The sequence below is a fragment of the Tardiphaga sp. P9-11 genome, from assembly GCF_008329525.1.
Classification (GTDB): domain Bacteria; phylum Pseudomonadota; class Alphaproteobacteria; order Rhizobiales; family Xanthobacteraceae; genus Tardiphaga.
In genome coordinates, this window is the sequence record NZ_NPKQ01000003.1 from 256438 (window position 1) to 272663 (window position 16226).

Here is a 16226-nt window from a genome sequence, read left to right on the forward strand (position 1 = left end):
GGCCAGCGGATTACGCTTCGCTAATCGCCCTACGGACGGGCGCCGCCTCACATCGGCGGCGTCAGCCCATCCAGCCCGACATTGACCCGCGCCGTCTCGAAGGTGCCGTCATCCTTCCTGGTAGCGCCTATGATGATGATCTTGGCGCCAGGCTTGAGTTCATCCTTGTTGCCCGGCACGAAAGTGACGATCGGCGTATCCGGTGACACGGTCACTTTCTTCTCGCCGTCCTTGTATTTCACCGTCAACGTCTGGCCGTCGGTGGCCTGGACTTTCTGATCGACCGTGGCGTTGGTCATGCTGCTGTTGGGACGCAGATCCCAGGGACGTGAACCTTCACCGGTTCCACGCATGGCCTCCGGAAAGATATGAATCGCAATTGCTTTCTGGGTACCGTCAGCCTGCGGCATGCCGGTCACGCCGATATAGTTACCCTGCCTGACGTCTGACAACGCCGCCTTGGCAATGCCGGTGACGGTGACATTGTCCGTCATCTTCACTTTGCGCTCGTCGCCGTCGCGCGTCTTGATCGTCAGCACCGCGCCATCAACGGCTTCAATGGCCCCGCGAATGCGGATGGGCTGCGGCTGTTGTGCCGATGCGGCAGAAATCAGCAATGAACCAGCGAAAAGTGAGCTCGCGAACAAGCGAGCCGAAGTCGATACGATCGAAACCATCAGGAATTTCCTTCGAAGTCAGCGCCCAGCACTGCAGATGGAAACCCTGTGGTTAAATCGCTATTCCCCACTCACGCCACTGTGAGATCGGCCTCGACGAGGCGACGCAGTTCCGGCGTCACGTCGGGGCGCTGCCCGAACCACAGCTCGAAGCCACGCACGGCCTGATACAGCAACATGCCGAGTCCATCCGCGGTGCGAAGGCCCCGCGCGCGGGCGGCGGCGAGCAACGGCGTGTCGAGCGGCACGTAAACGAGATCGGCGACGACCGCCTGCTCAGGCAGCAGATCGAGATCGACGATCAGTGACGGCTGGCCACTCATGCCGAGCGACGTGGTGTTCACCAGCAAGGATACGCGGGGCAACATGCTGGCGACATTCTCCCACGCCAGCGGCACAACCCGCGAACCGAATTGCGCGGCCATCGCTTCGGCACGATCGAGACTGCGATTGGCGACATAGACATGCTTGATGCCGCGCTCCAGCAATCCAAACACCACCGCGCGCGACGAGCCACCGGCACCGAGCACAAGCGCATCGTCCGTATGGTCCCATTCGTGAGCCGAATGATCGAGATTGTCGATGAAGCCTTCGATGTCCGTATTGGTCGCGCGCAACGTACCATGGTCGTACCACAGCGTGTTGGCTGCGCCGACCGCGCGCGCGCGGCGATCCGGCGAGGTCAGCTTCAACACGCGCTCCTTGTGCGGGATCGTCACATTGGCGCCGATGTAGCCATGCTTGGACAGGTTCATCACAAATTCGGCCACGCCTTCCGGTGGTATCGACTCGATGCTGTAGCCGCCCGGAATATCCATGCTGCGCAGCCAGTGATGGTGGATCAGTGGCGAGCGCGAATGCGCGGCTGGCCAGCCGATCAAACAGGCGGCACGGGGCTGGATCTGGTTGGGCATTATCGGTCCTTGGCTTTTTACGGAAGCGTACGTAGCACAAGAATCATGCAGGAGCTGCTAATGATCAAACACGCCTGCGCCGCGCTGCAACAACAACGATCATGCTGACGATCAATGCTGTAGCTGCGGCGAACCACACCGCAGCCAGATTGATGTGCTGATAGGCCAGCGCGCCAATCGCCGCCCCGATCACCAGCGCTCCCCATAGGAAGAGATGAGGCAGCCAGGCCCAGCGCGGTCCGCCGGTCAGAGCTGCAGCCAGTAACTGCCCGATCTTCACCAGCGTTCCGGTCATGTAAGTGAGGCCCTGACCGGTCGTACCACCATCGCTCTGAAACACCGCGTTCTCCAGACCCATCGCCAGCAGGATGGCGACAATCGCGAGTTGCGAAGATCCCAGCTCGTAACCCAGCGCCCCCGCCCCGAGCAGAAGCGCCTCGATCATCACCAATCGCCCCTGCCGATACTTGCCGCGCCGACGCCCGATCAAGCTGCCGGCACCGGCGCCAACCACAAAGATCGCGATCAACCGGATCGCTTCCAGCGCCTTCGGCCAGTTCATCTCCGCGACCGTGGCGCCCAACCTGGTCGAGTTGCCGCTCATGAACGAAACGAAAAGCCCTCCGAGATGAATGAAGCCAATGCCATCGATATAGCCAGCGAGCCCGCTCAACGCGCAGGCCAGCGCAAGATTGCCTCGAGAAGTCAGCATGCAGAAGATTCGTCCTTCACTATGTCATCGCACTATATTCAAAAGCGATGCCATCAATGCACGTTCGATGCTTCGTGGATCGCTGCCGCACCTCGGGTCTTGATCTCGCCGACCGCCGCGGCAACGTCGGTCCGATACTTGACCAGCGGCGGCCGCGCGCCGTGGGTCAGCAGGGCGCGGCGCACGCCCTGCGAGGTGCCGGTGAGAATCACGCGAACGCCCTGCCGCCTTGCCTTCTCGGCTATGCCCTTGATCGCGTTCGCGCCAGTGGAATCCAGGAAGGGTACCGCGGCAAAATCGATCACGAAGGCCTTGTGGCGATCCGAGAAGCCATCGAGCACCGAACCAATGGTAGAGGCGGCGCCAAAGAAGAACGCGCCGGTGATGCGATAGACCAACACGTCCGGATCGCTCGCCAACTTCGCATCATACGGCGCACGATCGCCATTGGCATCATCGGCGCGATCGGCAGCGACCAGTGGCCCGTCAGCCTCGATGCCCGTGGTCTCTGCCATGCGGTTGATGAACAGCACGGCGCCGAGCGCGAAACCAACCAGGATGCCCTCGGTGAGATCGCGAAAAATGGTCAGCAGAAATGTCGCCAGCAGCACCAGCGCGTCGCCCCATGACGAGCGCAGCAGCGTGATGAACTCATGCTTCTCGGCCATATTCCATGCCACCACCGCCAGCACTGCGGCAAGCGACGCGAGCGGAATGTAGCTCGCCAGTGGCGCTGCTATCAGAATGAACGCCAACAGGAACACGGAATGCAGCATGCCCGAGACCGGCCCATGCGCGCCGGCCCGGACATTGGTCGCGGTCCGCGCGATGGCGCCTGTTACGCAGATTCCTCCAAACAAGGCTGCGCCGATGTTGGCGACACCCTGCGCCACCAACTCGCAATTCGACCGATGCCGCCGCCCGGTCATGCCATCGGCAACAACCGCCGACAAAAGCGATTCAATGGCGCCGAGCAGCGTAAAGGCGATGGCATCGGGCAGGATCGCCTGCAATTTGGCTAAGGACATCGCGGGCAGCGTCGGCAGCGGAAACGATTGCGGAATGCCCCCGAAGCGGGTGCCGATGGTTTCCACGGGCAGCGCCAACGAAGCGGCCGCGACGGCGCTCACGACCACCGCGATCAGAATGCCTGGCCATGATGGCCGCAGCATCCGGAGCCCGACAATGATCGCGAGGGAGACGATGGTAACGGCAACCGCCGCAGCGTTCACCGTCGGCAACGCAGGGACCAGTGCTTCCAGCTTGGGAATGAGATCTCCCGGCTCCTTGCCGCTCAGCGTCAGACCCAACAGATCCCTGATCTGGCTGGCGAAGATGATGACGGCGATGCCAGCGGTGAAACCGACCGTAACCGGATAGGGAATGAACTTGATGTAGGTGCCGAGCCGGAGATAGCCCGCCGCCATCAAAAAAATGCCCGACATCATGGTGGCGAGGATCAGTCCGTCGATCCCATGGCGGGTCACGGTGGCAGCCACCAGCACGATGAAGGCGCCGGCTGGCCCCCCTATCTGAAAGCGGCTTCCACCCAGCGCAGACACGAGGAAGCCGCCGATCACAGCGGTGATGAGGCCACGATCCGGCGACGTCCCCGAGGCAATGGCAATCGCCATCGACAACGGAAGCGCGACGATCGCGACCGTCAAGCCGGCCAAGATGTCAGCGCGCAGATCGGCGATACCATAGCCTTCGCGTAGCACCGTGATCAATTTCGGCGTGAACAGTTCGGCGAAGGTCGGCTGATGCGACCCCCGCGCGCGATCTCTGGAAATATCCATTCCCGACTCGCCCCTGTCGTCCGCCGCGAATCTCGATCGAGGCCGCTGCCCGTTCTCAATCCGTCAGCTTTGGCTCTTCAAGTTTCGGTGGTGGCCCGGGCCGTTTCAGCCTCACCCCTCGTCCGCCTGAATCGCTGCGAACATTCTCGCCGATCAGATCGACACCTGAACGATCGAGCGCATCGACAACCTTGATCAGCGAATCCACCACGCCTCTGACGTTGCCATCACTCGCTTCCATGCGCTGGATCGTCGGCAGCGACACGCCGGCCAGTTCCGCGAGCCGCTTTTGATCGATCCCCAACAACGCCCGCGCCGCGCGCATCTGAAACGATGTGATCAAGCTAATCTTCCTGTTTAGAGAGTCATATATCAAATAAAAAACAGCTTCAATGATGTTTAAAACATCATTAGAACCGTTTGGAACCGGCGTAGCCGGGAAACCCGCCCAGCGCGCAGGCGAACGCAAGGCCACTCCGCGAAGTCAGCATTGTTCTGGATCGTCCCCCGCCAAGTCGGCACATCTTGCTCAAGAGCGGTATCAGACGAGCAAGGGGCGTTCGGGATAGGCAGGCATGTGCCGGCGACCGGAAAACATGCACCTACGCTACGGGCCGGTCCCGCCGAGATTCGCCACAAAATCATCCACGGCGGCGCGGTCACCGAACCTGATCTTCGCGTTCGGGAATTGCACGAACAATGCCTGATGCCCGGCAAAGGATGTTGACGTCGTTCGCTGCCAGTAGTCCTCCGCCCATACGAGAAAGTCGGCATGCTGCTCGGCTGTCGCGCCGCGCCAGGGGCCACGCACGGCGAGACTGTCGCGGCAGACCTGTGGGCTCATATCGAGCCAGATCAGCGACGTCGCACGTGCGAACGCGGCTTCGGCCAGCCAGCCATAGACGCCTTCGATGATCCAGCTCGGTTTGGCGGCAAGGGCGGCAACCCGCTCCTTTGCTTCCTCCTCGTCGCGCTTCACACCGACCTTGTCGAGCCAATGGATATGGTCGAGATCGGTTCGTTCGCCGCCGACGCGGCTCTCAAGCTGCCGCGCTAGCGTACTCTTGCCCGAGCCGCTATTGCCAATGATCACAACCCGCGGCCCAAGCATCATGGGCCACTGTACTAAGCCGCCACCCGATGCGCTGCAACGATCTGATCGGCCGCGCGACCGCTGACTTCGGCCATGTGATCGAAGCCACGCGTGAAGCTGCCAGCCCCTGCAGTGGCCGAGCGTAGCTCGACGATCAGGTCGCCGATCTCCGCTTCCGGCAACATGGCGCGCACCGTGTCCCAGCCCGGCCAGTTGTCCCGGGTGTCGAAGCCGAGGATCTGGCCGCGCCGCCCTGACAGGATGGCGTTGACCTTGGCCGTCGCCTCACTGGGACAGACAATTTCCACCGTATGGATCGGCTCCAGCAGCACCGGCTGACACTGCGGCAACGCCTCGGTGAGGCCGATGCGGGCGGCGGTCCGGAATGCTTGATCGGATGAATCGACGCTGTGATAGGAGCCGTCGGTGAGCGTCACTGCCACGTCGATGACAGGGAAACCGAGCGGACCACGCTGTAGCCCGTCAACAACGCCTTCCTGCACTGCAGGAATGTAGTTGCGCGGCACTGCACCGCCGACCACCTTTTCCTGAAACGCAAAACCCTCGCCGCGCGGCAACGGGCCGATCTCCAGCACGACGTCGCCAAACTGACCGTGGCCGCCGGACTGCTTCTTGTGACGGCCGCGTTGGGTAATCGGTTTGCGGATAGTCTCCTGATAGCCGATCACCGGCGGATGCGATTTGATGTTGATGCCGAAGCGTTCATGCAGGCGCTCCATCGCCACGCGCAGATGCATCTCGCCCTGCCCCCACAATACCACGTCATGGGTCTGCGCGTTATTGACCACCGCAAGCGACGGATCTTCCTCGGTCAACCGCAACAGCGCCTGGCCGAGCTTGACGTCGTCCTTGCGATCGGCGGACGCCAGCGCCATGGCCAGCACGGGCGAGGCGGCCACGACATTCACCAGAGACGCCGGCACGGTCTTGCCGGTCGAGATCGTGTCGCCGGTCCTGACATGATCGAGCTTGCCGAGCGCGACGGTCTCGCCCGCTTCGGCCGATGCGCGTTTGCTGTCATGTCCGCCGCTTGCCGCAAGAATGCCGGAGACACGCCCGTTTTCTCCGGACGAGGACAGCAATGTTGCGCCATCATCGAGATGACCACTCAACACGCGCGCGTAAGACAGCTTGCCGCCATGCTGCAGATGGCTGCTCTTGAACACGTAACCGATCGCATCCTTGCTGTCGGGCACACCGAGGCGCTTCGCCGTCTCGGCCACGCCGGGTGCCTCGTGGCGTAGCGCCTTCATCAGCCGCAGCACGCCGTTCTCGCGCATCGCCGAGCCCAGCAGCACCGGACAGATCAGGCCTTCGCGCAATTCGCGCGCGAGATCGTCGAACACGGCGTCGGCCGGCGGCGCGATGTCGTCAAGTAACTGCTCCATCAGCGCGTCGTCATGGTCCGCCAGCTTCTCCAGCATGGAGAAACGTGCCTCCTTCTCGCGGTCGAGATCGCCGCCTTCGAGCTTGATGACTTCCGACGCCTTGTGCTCGCGATAGACGAAAGCACGCTCCAGCGCGAGATCGACGAAGCCGGCGACCAGATCGCCATTCCAGATCGGGATCTGCCGCAGCACCAGCGGCACGCGCGAGGCCGGCTGCAATGTGGCCAGCGTCTCGCGCACACGTTTGTGGGCGCGGTCGATCTTGTTGAGAAACAGAAAGCGGGGAATGCCCAGGTCTTCGAGTTCGCGCAGGATCAATTGCAGCTGCGGCAGTTTTCGCGCATCTGCTTCGCAGACCACGATGGCTGCATCGACGGCGGGTAATGCCGCGCGCATGTCATGCGCGAATTCCACCGACCCCGGACAATCGATGAATGTGTAACTGTCGCCCATGAAAGTGGTAGTGGTCGCGGTGAGGCCGACGCCCATCCTGTGAGCTCTGGCTTCCGCATTGGCATCGCCGATACTCGTACCGTTATCGACGCTGCCGGCCCGCGGGATCGCCCCGGTGCGGGCCATAATCGCTTCAAGCAGTGTGGTTTTTCCGCTCTGAAAGGGGCCCACCAGCGCAATGCACTTTGCGGCATTGCCTTGTGGACCGCGGGGACTTCTCAGGTCTTGTCCCATTGCCGCCTCCTTGTCTGGAGCTCGGCCCATGATTGGGTCGGCGATCAATGCTCCGCCCGGCCCGGATATTTGGCAAGATGAAAAAGTTGCTGCGATGCGATGAACGTGATCGGACCGCGCTACAAAAAAATCCGGCTCCGCCCATGGGCGAAGCCGGATTGAACTCGTGCGAGCGATTGCCGCGGGATCAGCGGCCCGGGCGCAGTTCCAGACTCTGCAGGCCGGCGGCAATGTTCAGGCCGGTCGAGCCCTGCAAGCTCAATGGCTGGAGCGCGATCGAGTTGGAGGACCCGCCTACCAGCACATTCGCGCCGAGGCCGACGCCGAATGACGCACTGCCCTGCGCTCCCGCATAATTGCCAGAGAGATCGCCCTGACCGGCATAATTCACTGGCGCGAATACGGCCCATGACAATGCGGTTTGCTCGGTTATGCCGAGATCAAGGCCGACCTTGCGAACGGTCGCGACATAAGGCTGGTCCGGACGACCGGCATTGGTGAGCACGCAGCCGAGGTTAGTGACCGATCCGACGACGAAGCCCATGCTGGCACCACCACGGCAATTCAACACGCCGAGCTGAACCGTCTGAGGCGATTGCGCCTGCGCGCTGACGGCAACGAAGGTCGTCGCGGCAAGACCGAGAAGAAGCGAGAGGCGGCTCATCGTGTAATCTCCGGGCTGAGCGGTGTGATGCTGGAATCGACGACGCGGCAGTCTCCATCAATCCCGCGTCAATGCAACTATCCATAGCTGATGATACCGCTCTATGACAGCACCGCTCATATTGTGCGCAACAAAAAAGGCCCGCTTGCGCGGGCCCTTTCCGTTAACCTTGCGGATCGTTGAACGACCTCTGCGATCGGTCGACGATCGTGAGATTACTTAGTGATGACGGCGATGGTGACGCACGTGGCGACGGCCACGCACCGGAGCGGCGGGGGTCAGTTCAAGCTGGACGATGCCGCTGGCGACGTTCAGGCCGGTCTGGCCCTGCACGCTGATCGGCTGCAGCGAATAGGTGTTACCCGCACCGCCAACCAGGAAGTTGCCGCCGAAACCGAGACCAACTGATGCGTTGGTGCCGACGCCGCCGTAGCTGCCGGCCAGTGCGCCGCGCGGCACGCGGGTGGTCGGAGCGAATGCAGCCCACTGCACCGTGGTGTTTTCGGTGAAGCCGAGATCAAGGCCGAAACGGCGGATGTTGGCGACGTAACCTTCGGCGCGGCCACCGGCGCTCTGGAAGACGCAGTTGAGGTTCGCATTCGAACCGACCACGTAGCTGACGTTCTGGCCGCCACGGCACTCGAGCACGCCGACCTGAACGCTGCCAGGCTGCTGTGCATTTGCGGTCGCAACCGACGCCGCAAAGGCCACGGCCGTCAGGCCGAACATCTTGGAAAGTCGCATAGTGTTACTCCACCTTGGGGATTTTGATAGCGAGGGGACAAGAAGGAAGCGCCGTGTCGAAAACAAGGCGCTTCCCGGAATAAGCCCCGAAATAGTCAAAAGTTTCGGAGCAGGTTTTGTTACCGAAGATTTCCGCAGAAGCGCTGAATGCGCTTGCAGGCATCTTCGAGATCGGACGTTTTCGTCGCGTAGGAGATGCGGAATGCCGGGCCAAGGCCGAAGGCCGAACCCTGCACCACCGCCACGCCTTCGGTTTCCAACAGTTCTGTGACGAAGTCTTCGTCATTGGCGATAACCTTGCCCGAAGGCGCAGTCTTGCCGATGGTGCCAGCGCAGGACGGATAGACGTAGAACGCACCTTCCGGACGCGGACAGTTGATGCCCGAAGCCTGATTCAGCATCGCCACCACGAGATCGCGGCGCTCCTTGAACACGGCATTGTTCTTCGGGATGAAGTCCTGCGGACCGTTCAAGGCTTCCACTGCCGCCCACTGCGCGATCGACGATGGGTTCGAGGTCGACTGCGACTGGATCGTCGCCATCGCCTTGATGAGCTCGGCGGGACCACCGGCGTAACCGATGCGCCAGCCGGTCATGCAGTAAGCCTTCGAGACGCCGTTCACAGTCAGCGTGCGATTGAACAGCGACGGTTCGATCTGTGCCGGCGTGGTGAACTCGAAGTCGTCATAGACGAGGTGTTCATACATATCGTCGGTCATCACCCAAACGTGAGGATGCTTCACGAGGACATCGGTGAGCGCCTTGAGCTCCGACTTCTTGTAGGCGGCACCCGTCGGGTTCGACGGCGAGCACAGGATGATCCACTTGGTCTTCGGCGTGATCGCCGCTTCCAGCGCAGACGGCTGCAACTTAAAGCCGAATTCGGCGGTGCAGACCACGGACACAGGCGTGCCGCCGGCCAGAGCCACCATTTCCGGATAGCTCACCCAATACGGCGCCGGGATGATGACTTCGTCACCCGGGTTCAGTGTCGCCATCAGTGCGTTGTAGAGCACCTGCTTGCCACCGGTGCCGACGATGATCTGGTTCGGCTTGTAGGTCAGGCCGTTCTCGCGCTGAAACTTGCCGATAATGGCTTCCTTCAGCTCGGGAATACCGTCCACCGCGGTGTACTTGGTCTTGCCGGCTTCGATGGCGTGAATCGCCGCCAGCTTGATGTTCGCCGGGGTATCGAAATCGGGCTCGCCCGAACCAAGACCGATGACATTGCGGCCGGCTGCTTTCAGCGCACGTGCTTTATCCGTCACCGCGATCGTCGCGGACGGCTTCACACGGTCGAGCGCAGCGGACAAAAACGACATCATCTTCTCCTGGGAAAGTCGCGGACCCGCGGTCGGCGACGTCAAAATGGCTGATCCTGCTGGGATCGGCGCACCCTAGTGCGTGCGACGTTGCATCGCAAGAAGCTTGGGCAAAAACACATCTGGAAGTGATGCAATTCAGCAAGCGTTAAACGCGGGACGGTAGCGTCAAACGCACGCCGCAATCGACGATTTGAGCCAAAATGACCCCTTAGAATGAAAATGATCTGGATCTGGCAGCAGATTGAAAACGGCGCATGGCTGACCCTCGAACGCGTACGGGCTTACAGCCTGATTGTGCTCGCTTTGGGCGTTTTGGGTTTCGCTGGCTGGATTGCGGTCTCGGACGGCGCGATCGACCGCAATGGCAAACCGATCGGGACCGATTTTTCCAGCTTTTACGCTGCAGGATCGCTCGCCCTTGAGGACAAGGCCGCCAACGTCTACGACGCCGCCGCGCACTACGCCCGTCAGCAGCAGATGTTCGGGACCACGACACCATACTACGCTTGGTACTACCCGCCGATCTTCCTGCTCGTCGCCGCGCCGCTGGCGCTGTTGCCGTATCCGCTCGCGCTGGCTCTGTGGCAGGGGCTGAGCCTGCTGTTCTATCTCGGGGTAATCGCTGCCATTCTGCGCCGCAGCACTTTGCCCGCTGCCATCCGGCGGACTTGGTGGCCGGTGGCGCTGGCCTTCCCCGCCGTGTTCATCAATCTCGGCCATGGCCAGAACGGGTTTCTCACCGCGGGCCTGTTCGGTGCCGCGCTGCTGGCTTTGACGCAACGGCCTTATCTCGCCGGCATGCTGTTTGCGCTGATGGCCTACAAACCGCAATTTGCGCTGGTCGTCCCGCTGGCTCTGCTGGCTGGGGGCCAGTGGCGCTGCATCGCCGCCGCCGTGGTGACGGTGATCGCGCTGGTCGGCATCACCAGCGCTTTGTTTGGCATCGAGAGCTGGACCGCGTTCGCCATGACCGCTGAACTGCCACGCAAGCTGCTGCTCGAGCAGGGCGAGGTCGGCTTCGCCAAACTGCAAAGCGCGTTTGCTGCGATCCGGATATGGGGTGGCAACATCGCGCTGGCTTATCTCGTGCAGGGCTTCGTATCCGTCGCGGTGATCGGCAGTGCGGTCTGGATCTGGCGCATATCGCGCGACATCAATCTCAAGGCAGCAGTCCTGCTGATCGCGACCTTGCTGGCGTCGCCGCATGTACTCGACTACGATCTGATGCTTCTGGGACCGGCAATCGCCTTCATGGTAGCGGTCGGACTTGGCGGCGGATTTCGCAGCTACGACATCACGCTGTTGGCAGCAGCGTGGATCGCACCACTGCTGACGCGCTCGGTGGCCAGCGCAACGGGAATCCCCCTCGGACTAATAGTCGTCGCGGCGCTGTACGTCATGACTGTCCGCCATGCTTTGATGAATCGCCGTGGTGTGATGACGGCCCGCGAACAGATCGCAGCAGCGTGATCTTCCATTGCGGAATGCTGCCTGACATACATTTTTCTCAATCCAGACTGCTGCAGCCGTTTTCGACTTTTTCCATTTCTTGGGCCTTGCGACAGGCTCGCATCAGCATCATTGTCTAACCGCGAAACGCGCTGGCCAATCGCGCAGTTGTCCTGACCTGAAATGAATTGAACGCCTGCGAATGTACAAACTCTATTCGATGCAGCGCTCTGGCAATAGCTACAAGGTTCGCCTCGCGCTGGCGCTCCTGAGCGCGCCCTATCGCGCCATCGAAGTGGACATTCTGCGTGGCGAGAGCCGTACCCCGGAATTTCTGGCCAAGAATCCGAGCGGTCAGGTGCCGTTGCTCGAGATCGCTGAAGGCCGCTATCTCGCCGAGTCCAACGCCATTCTCTGGTATGTCGCAGTCGGCACGTCTCTGGCGCCGGAATCGCGGATGGACCGCGCCGAAGCCATGCAGTGGATGTTCTTTGAGCAGCACGCGCTGGAGCCGAACCTCGGCGCCGCCTATTTCTGGCTGTGCCTGGTGCGCGGCGGTCGCGACCTGCAGACCCATGCGCTGGACGACTGGATGGAGCGTGGCTATGCCGCGCTGCAGGTGATGGAGAATCACCTCAAGACCCAAGACTTTTTCGCCGCGGGCCAGCTGACCATCGCGGACATCGCGCTGTACGGCTACACCCACGTCGCCGAGAAATGCGATTTCGATCTGTCCAGCTTCCCGGCAATCCGCCGGTGGCTGCGCCTGGTGGAAACCCAGCCCGGCTTCATCTCCATGGACTGGCACCCGACCTCGTCGGAATACGATACTTTGGACGTCGTAGCCGACGTCTGAGCCCTGGAATAGCGGGCACAAGTACTTCGAATGCCATCTTCTTGCCATGATTGCGGCCATTCCCGCCCAAATCTCGCCCGCCGCAATTGCGAACGTGTAGTACACGGGTGATTCGCCCGCGATTTGAAGGATTTACGACCATGATACGGTCGCTTCGCGTGGGTACAGGATTTCAGGCACACCCCACGTCCATTGCATCCACCCGATTGACCCACGCCGTCGCAGCGTCGCTCGCGGTTGGCTGCCTGTCGCTCTGCGTCATCGTCGCCCTCACCGTGATGTCGATCCGGGTGGCGAGCGCGATGCCGCTCTGACGGTCCCGACACTCCATAAACATTCAGCCGCGATGCCGTACATCGCCCATGCAACCCGCGACTCCGTGATGGAGCCACTCCGATGAAAAGGCCCGTGGTCTGGGTCACCGTAACGCTCACGGCGGCTATCGTCGTGACCGCGACCCTGCTGATCGCCACGACCACCCGTGGCGAAAACACGTCGTTCGGCTCATCGGCCGGCAAGCTCGAGGTGCAGACCGTCGCCTCCGGCCTCACTCACCCATGGGCGCTGGCCTTTCTGCCCGAAGGCCGCATGCTCGTGACGGAGCGGCCCGGCCGTATCCGCATCGTCTCGCCGCATGGACAGTTGTCGCCCGCGGTGAAAGGCGTGCCCGACGTGATGGCCACCGGCCAGGGCGGTTTACTCGACGTCATCACCGACAAGGACTACGCCCAGAATAACACGATCTATTTCTGTTACTCGGAGCGATCGGGCAGTGGCGGCCGTACGGCCATCGCGCGCGGCAAGCTTGTCGACGGCACCGCGCCGAAAAATGAGCCAAGGCTCGACGACATGAAGGTGATCTTTCGCCAGGACGGTCCGCTGTCGTCCGGCAATCACTTCGGTTGCCGCATCACGCAAGCCCCCGACAGAAACCTGTTCGTCACGCTCGGCGAGCACTATAGCGGCCGCGATCAGGCACAGAGTCTCGATAATCATCTCGGCAAGCTGATCCACATCGCGCCGGATGGCTCGGTACCGAAAGACAATCCGTTTGTCGGCCGCGACGGCGCCAGGCCGGAGATCTGGAGCTACGGTCATCGCAACCCGCAAGGCCTCGCCATCAATCCGGCGACCGGCGACTTGTGGGAGACCGAGCACGGCCCGCGCGGCGGCGATGAAGTGAACATCATCGGCAAAGGCAAGAATTATGGCTGGCCGGTGATCGGCTATGGCGTCGATTACTCTGGTGCCAAACTGCACGACACGACGTCGAAGGCGGGCATGGAGCAGCCGGTGAAATACTGGGTGCCGTCGATCGCCCCGTCCGGCATGACGTTCTATACCGGCGATCTCTTCCCGCGCTGGCGCGGCAACCTGTTCACCGGCGCGCTCGCCGGCCAGATGCTGGTGCGGCTGCAGCTGAACGGGAATACCGTGAGTTCTGAAGAACGCATCCTGCAGAACCTCAACGAACGCATCCGCGACGTCCGGCAGGGACCGGACGGCGCGCTCTGGCTGCTGACGGATAGTTCAGCGGGGCGGATTTTGCGCGTTACGCCGGCCGGGAAGTAATCGGTCCCACAAACTCACCACTTGTGGAAAATGAAGAACGCCCCGAGCGCGATGAAGGCAAAGCCCAGCGCGTGATTCCAGCCGAGCGGCTCCTTCAGATACAGCACCGAAAATGCCGCAAACACGACCAGCGTGATGACTTCCTGCATCGTCTTGAGCTGGGCGGCATTGTAGACCTCGCTGCCCCAGCGATTGGCGGGCACCGCAAGCCAGTATTCGAAGAAGGCAATGCCCCAGCTCACCATGACGACGAGGGACAGCGAGTGGTCCTTGAATTTGAGATGGCCATACCAGGCGAAGGTCATGAAAATATTCGAGGCCAGCAGCATCAAAATCGGCAGCAGCAGGGGCGGAATGGTGAAGGGCATTCGATCGGGATCCTTTTCAAATCGCGGCGCTAACATTTGGAGGCCGGTGCTGGTTCCGGTGGCATCGATAGCATTTGAAGCGAACAAAGGGAAAATGATGCCGCGATTCCCCACCCGCCGTTAGCGATACCACCGGGAAATTGTGGGCCTTTTTGCAACCAGCGGCCAACCTGCGTTTCTTACCTATGTACAGACACAGGTGCGGCCGATGCAGCACGACTGGCGACTGATTCTCGATCCGGGAATTGAAACGGTGATCATCGTGATCGCAGCCGTCGGGATCACCTTGGCGATTCGCCTGTTGCGCTTGCGGCGCTCGGCCCGGGCTCGCGAATACGAACAGCACGCCACTGCCCAGCGCCTTTCCGCCGCGCTCGACAGGATCGACATTGGCATCGTCCTGCTCAATGCCGACACCCGCGCCGAATTCATCAACCGCGCGTTTCGCGACTACTTCACGCTCCCCGACGAGAAAGCCGACAGCAAGCCACCGCTGATCGCGCTGATGTATCATGCGCGTGATACCCACGCTTACGCTCTCCCCGACGACGAGGTCGACAGCTTCATCGCCAGACGTGTCGAGATGATCCGCGCCGGCACTTCCACGCCGGCGACCTTGCGCCTCGCCAATGGTCGGGTGCTGCGGCTGAGTTGCGCCGTCCTGCCCGATGGTGGGCGGATGCTGAGCTACACTCCGGTGACCGACCTCATTCGTCACACTGACGAGCTCTCTGAGCGCGACTATTACCTGGCGCTGCGCGAAGGCGACGTATTCAGCTCCCACCGGCTGGACGCGGCCGAATAGAGCGCAACGCCACCTGTGGATATCCCGGGTTGTCATGGCGATGTCACTCGCCCCGGGTAGGCTCCTCATGCAGCCGGTTGCTTCCCCCCGTCGCCAATCGGGTGCTTCCCCAGCGGTCTCCGTCAGTTGCCGCGCTGACCGGGACCGCTTCTTTTTGCCGTGGTTTATCTTAATTCATGCAACTGACTTTGCCTGCGGAAGTCGGCCCCGGTATAACAAACCCATGATCCGTTTCGCCGCCATCCTGCTCTCCTTGACCATGCTGACGCTGCTACTGGCGCCGTTTCAGCTGATCGCGCTGGCCTTCGGCCTGCGCTGGCAGCAGAGTATTCCGCATCTGTTTCACCGCATCCTTTGCGCGCTGATCGGGGTACGCATTCACGAAGTCGGCAAGCGGACGACGATCGCGCCGGTATTGATCCTCTCCAATCACGTCTCTTGGCTCGACATCGTCATCATCGGCGCCAGGGCGCGTGTGGTGTTCGTCGCCAAGAGCGAAGTCGCCAAATGGCCGGTGTTCGGCTGGCTAGCCAAGTTGCAGCGCACGATTTTTGTCGAGCGCGAACGCCGGCAGAAGACCGGCGCGACGGCGCAGGAAATCGGCGACCGCATGCTGTCCGGCGACGCGGTGGTCCTGTTCGCGGAGGGCACCTCCAGCGACGGCATGCGCGTGCTGCCGTTTCGCTCGGCACTCATCGGCTCGGTGCATCACGCGCTCGGCGATTCCACGCACCACAAGGAGATCACGGTACAGCCGATGTCGATCGCCTATGTCGGCTTCGGTGGATTGCCGGTCGGCCGCGCCTTTCGCGAAAACGTGGCTTGGTATGGCGACATCGATCTGATCCCGCATTTCATCGGCATCCTGTCGTCGGGCGCCATCGACGTCGTCGTAAGCTGGGGCGACGCCGTCGCCTATGACATGACCGCCGACCGCAAAACCATCACGCGCGACGCCGAACGTGTGGTGCGGCAGATGACGTCGGCCGCGCACCGCGCCGGCCCACCGAAGAAGACACCGAATCTCCCTGCCCTGAAGCCGCCTACGCCAGAGCCCGTCATCGCTTAGAGTCTTCGCGCAGGTGCCATGATGCAGCGTATGTTGCCGCCGCATCGGGCCCGCGCCATAACCCTGTCCCGCGCTTTTTTCCT

Annotated in this window: 16 protein-coding genes and 1 pseudogene; 6 read left to right on the top strand and 11 right to left on the bottom strand. The window is 61.8% G+C overall.

All coding sequences use genetic code 11. The annotated features are described in order from the left end of the window. Positions 1 to 47: 47 nt before the first annotated feature. From CIW50_RS13880 to CIW50_RS13925, 10 genes are all read right to left on the bottom strand, one after another. Complete coding sequence (locus CIW50_RS13880) at positions 48 to 677, bottom strand: single stranded DNA-binding domain-containing protein (RefSeq protein WP_149531826.1); 630 nt, start codon at positions 675 to 677, stop codon at positions 48 to 50. Positions 678 to 748: 71 nt separating this feature from the next. Further along, positions 749 to 1591, bottom strand: a complete 843-nt coding sequence (locus tag CIW50_RS13885) for a shikimate dehydrogenase (RefSeq protein WP_149531827.1) — start codon at positions 1589 to 1591, stop codon at positions 749 to 751. Positions 1592 to 1655: 64 nt separating this feature from the next. Further along, the gene (locus CIW50_RS13890; protein WP_149531828.1) at positions 1656 to 2303 is read right to left on the bottom strand and encodes a YoaK family protein; all 648 of its coding nucleotides are present in this window, start codon (positions 2301 to 2303) and stop codon (positions 1656 to 1658) included. 53 nt (positions 2304 to 2356) lie between these two features. Next, the gene (locus tag CIW50_RS13895; RefSeq protein WP_149531829.1) at positions 2357 to 4102 is read right to left on the bottom strand and encodes a SulP family inorganic anion transporter; all 1746 of its coding nucleotides are present in this window, start codon (positions 4100 to 4102) and stop codon (positions 2357 to 2359) included. A gap of 55 nt (positions 4103 to 4157) precedes the next feature. Next, complete coding sequence (locus tag CIW50_RS13900) at positions 4158 to 4445, bottom strand: helix-turn-helix domain-containing protein (protein WP_149532092.1); 288 nt, start codon at positions 4443 to 4445, stop codon at positions 4158 to 4160. 264 nt (positions 4446 to 4709) lie between these two features. Further along, on the bottom strand, positions 4710 to 5216 hold the full coding sequence (locus CIW50_RS13905; protein WP_149531830.1) for a P-loop NTPase family protein: 507 nt from the start codon (positions 5214 to 5216) through the stop codon (positions 4710 to 4712). Between the two features lie 11 nt (positions 5217 to 5227). Next, positions 5228 to 7291 (bottom strand): elongation factor G, encoded by a 2064-nt coding sequence (locus CIW50_RS13910; protein WP_149531831.1) that lies wholly within the window; start codon positions 7289 to 7291, stop codon positions 5228 to 5230. Between the two features lie 187 nt (positions 7292 to 7478). After that, positions 7479 to 7955 carry a DUF992 domain-containing protein gene (locus CIW50_RS13915; RefSeq protein ID WP_149531832.1) on the bottom strand — a complete coding sequence of 159 codons (477 nt, stop codon included), beginning with the start codon at positions 7953 to 7955 and terminating at the stop codon, positions 7479 to 7481. A gap of 219 nt (positions 7956 to 8174) precedes the next feature. Next, entirely contained in the window at positions 8175 to 8699 is a 525-nt protein-coding gene (locus CIW50_RS13920; RefSeq protein WP_149531833.1) for a DUF992 domain-containing protein, read from the bottom strand. 119 nt (positions 8700 to 8818) lie between these two features. Then, positions 8819 to 10021, bottom strand: coding sequence for a pyridoxal phosphate-dependent aminotransferase (locus CIW50_RS13925; RefSeq protein ID WP_149531834.1), 1203 nt, complete (start codon positions 10019 to 10021; stop codon positions 8819 to 8821). Positions 10022 to 10237: 216 nt separating this feature from the next. Between CIW50_RS13925 and CIW50_RS13930 the strand changes: the two genes are divergently transcribed. The 4 genes from CIW50_RS13930 (at position 10238) to CIW50_RS13940 (ending at position 13901) form a co-directional block, all read left to right on the top strand. Next, entirely contained in the window at positions 10238 to 11494 is a 1257-nt protein-coding gene (locus CIW50_RS13930; protein WP_349636741.1) for a glycosyltransferase family 87 protein, read from the top strand. Between the two features lie 181 nt (positions 11495 to 11675). Continuing rightward, positions 11676 to 12329 carry a glutathione S-transferase family protein gene (locus tag CIW50_RS13935; protein ID WP_149531835.1) on the top strand — a complete coding sequence of 218 codons (654 nt, stop codon included), beginning with the start codon at positions 11676 to 11678 and terminating at the stop codon, positions 12327 to 12329. A gap of 140 nt (positions 12330 to 12469) precedes the next feature. Next, positions 12470 to 12643 (top strand): hypothetical protein, encoded by a 174-nt coding sequence (locus CIW50_RS29055; RefSeq protein ID WP_172980329.1) that lies wholly within the window; start codon positions 12470 to 12472, stop codon positions 12641 to 12643. Between the two features lie 82 nt (positions 12644 to 12725). Beyond that, the gene (locus tag CIW50_RS13940) at positions 12726 to 13901 is read left to right on the top strand and encodes a PQQ-dependent sugar dehydrogenase (RefSeq protein WP_149531836.1); all 1176 of its coding nucleotides are present in this window, start codon (positions 12726 to 12728) and stop codon (positions 13899 to 13901) included. 14 nt (positions 13902 to 13915) lie between these two features. Here the strand turns inward: CIW50_RS13940 and CIW50_RS13945 are convergent, their stop codons facing one another. After that, entirely contained in the window at positions 13916 to 14269 is a 354-nt protein-coding gene (locus tag CIW50_RS13945) for a DMT family protein (RefSeq protein ID WP_149531837.1), read from the bottom strand. Between the two features lie 256 nt (positions 14270 to 14525). Between CIW50_RS13945 and CIW50_RS13950 the strand changes: the two are divergent. Together CIW50_RS13950 and olsA are read left to right on the top strand one after the other, a co-directional pair. Beyond that, positions 14526 to 15074 (top strand): annotated as a pseudogene (locus CIW50_RS13950) (PAS-domain containing protein); the annotation flags it as partial. Positions 15075 to 15297: 223 nt separating this feature from the next. Further along, on the top strand, positions 15298 to 16143 hold the full coding sequence (olsA, locus tag CIW50_RS13955) for a lyso-ornithine lipid O-acyltransferase (RefSeq protein WP_149531839.1): 846 nt from the start codon (positions 15298 to 15300) through the stop codon (positions 16141 to 16143). Positions 16144 to 16226: the final 83 nt, after the last annotated feature.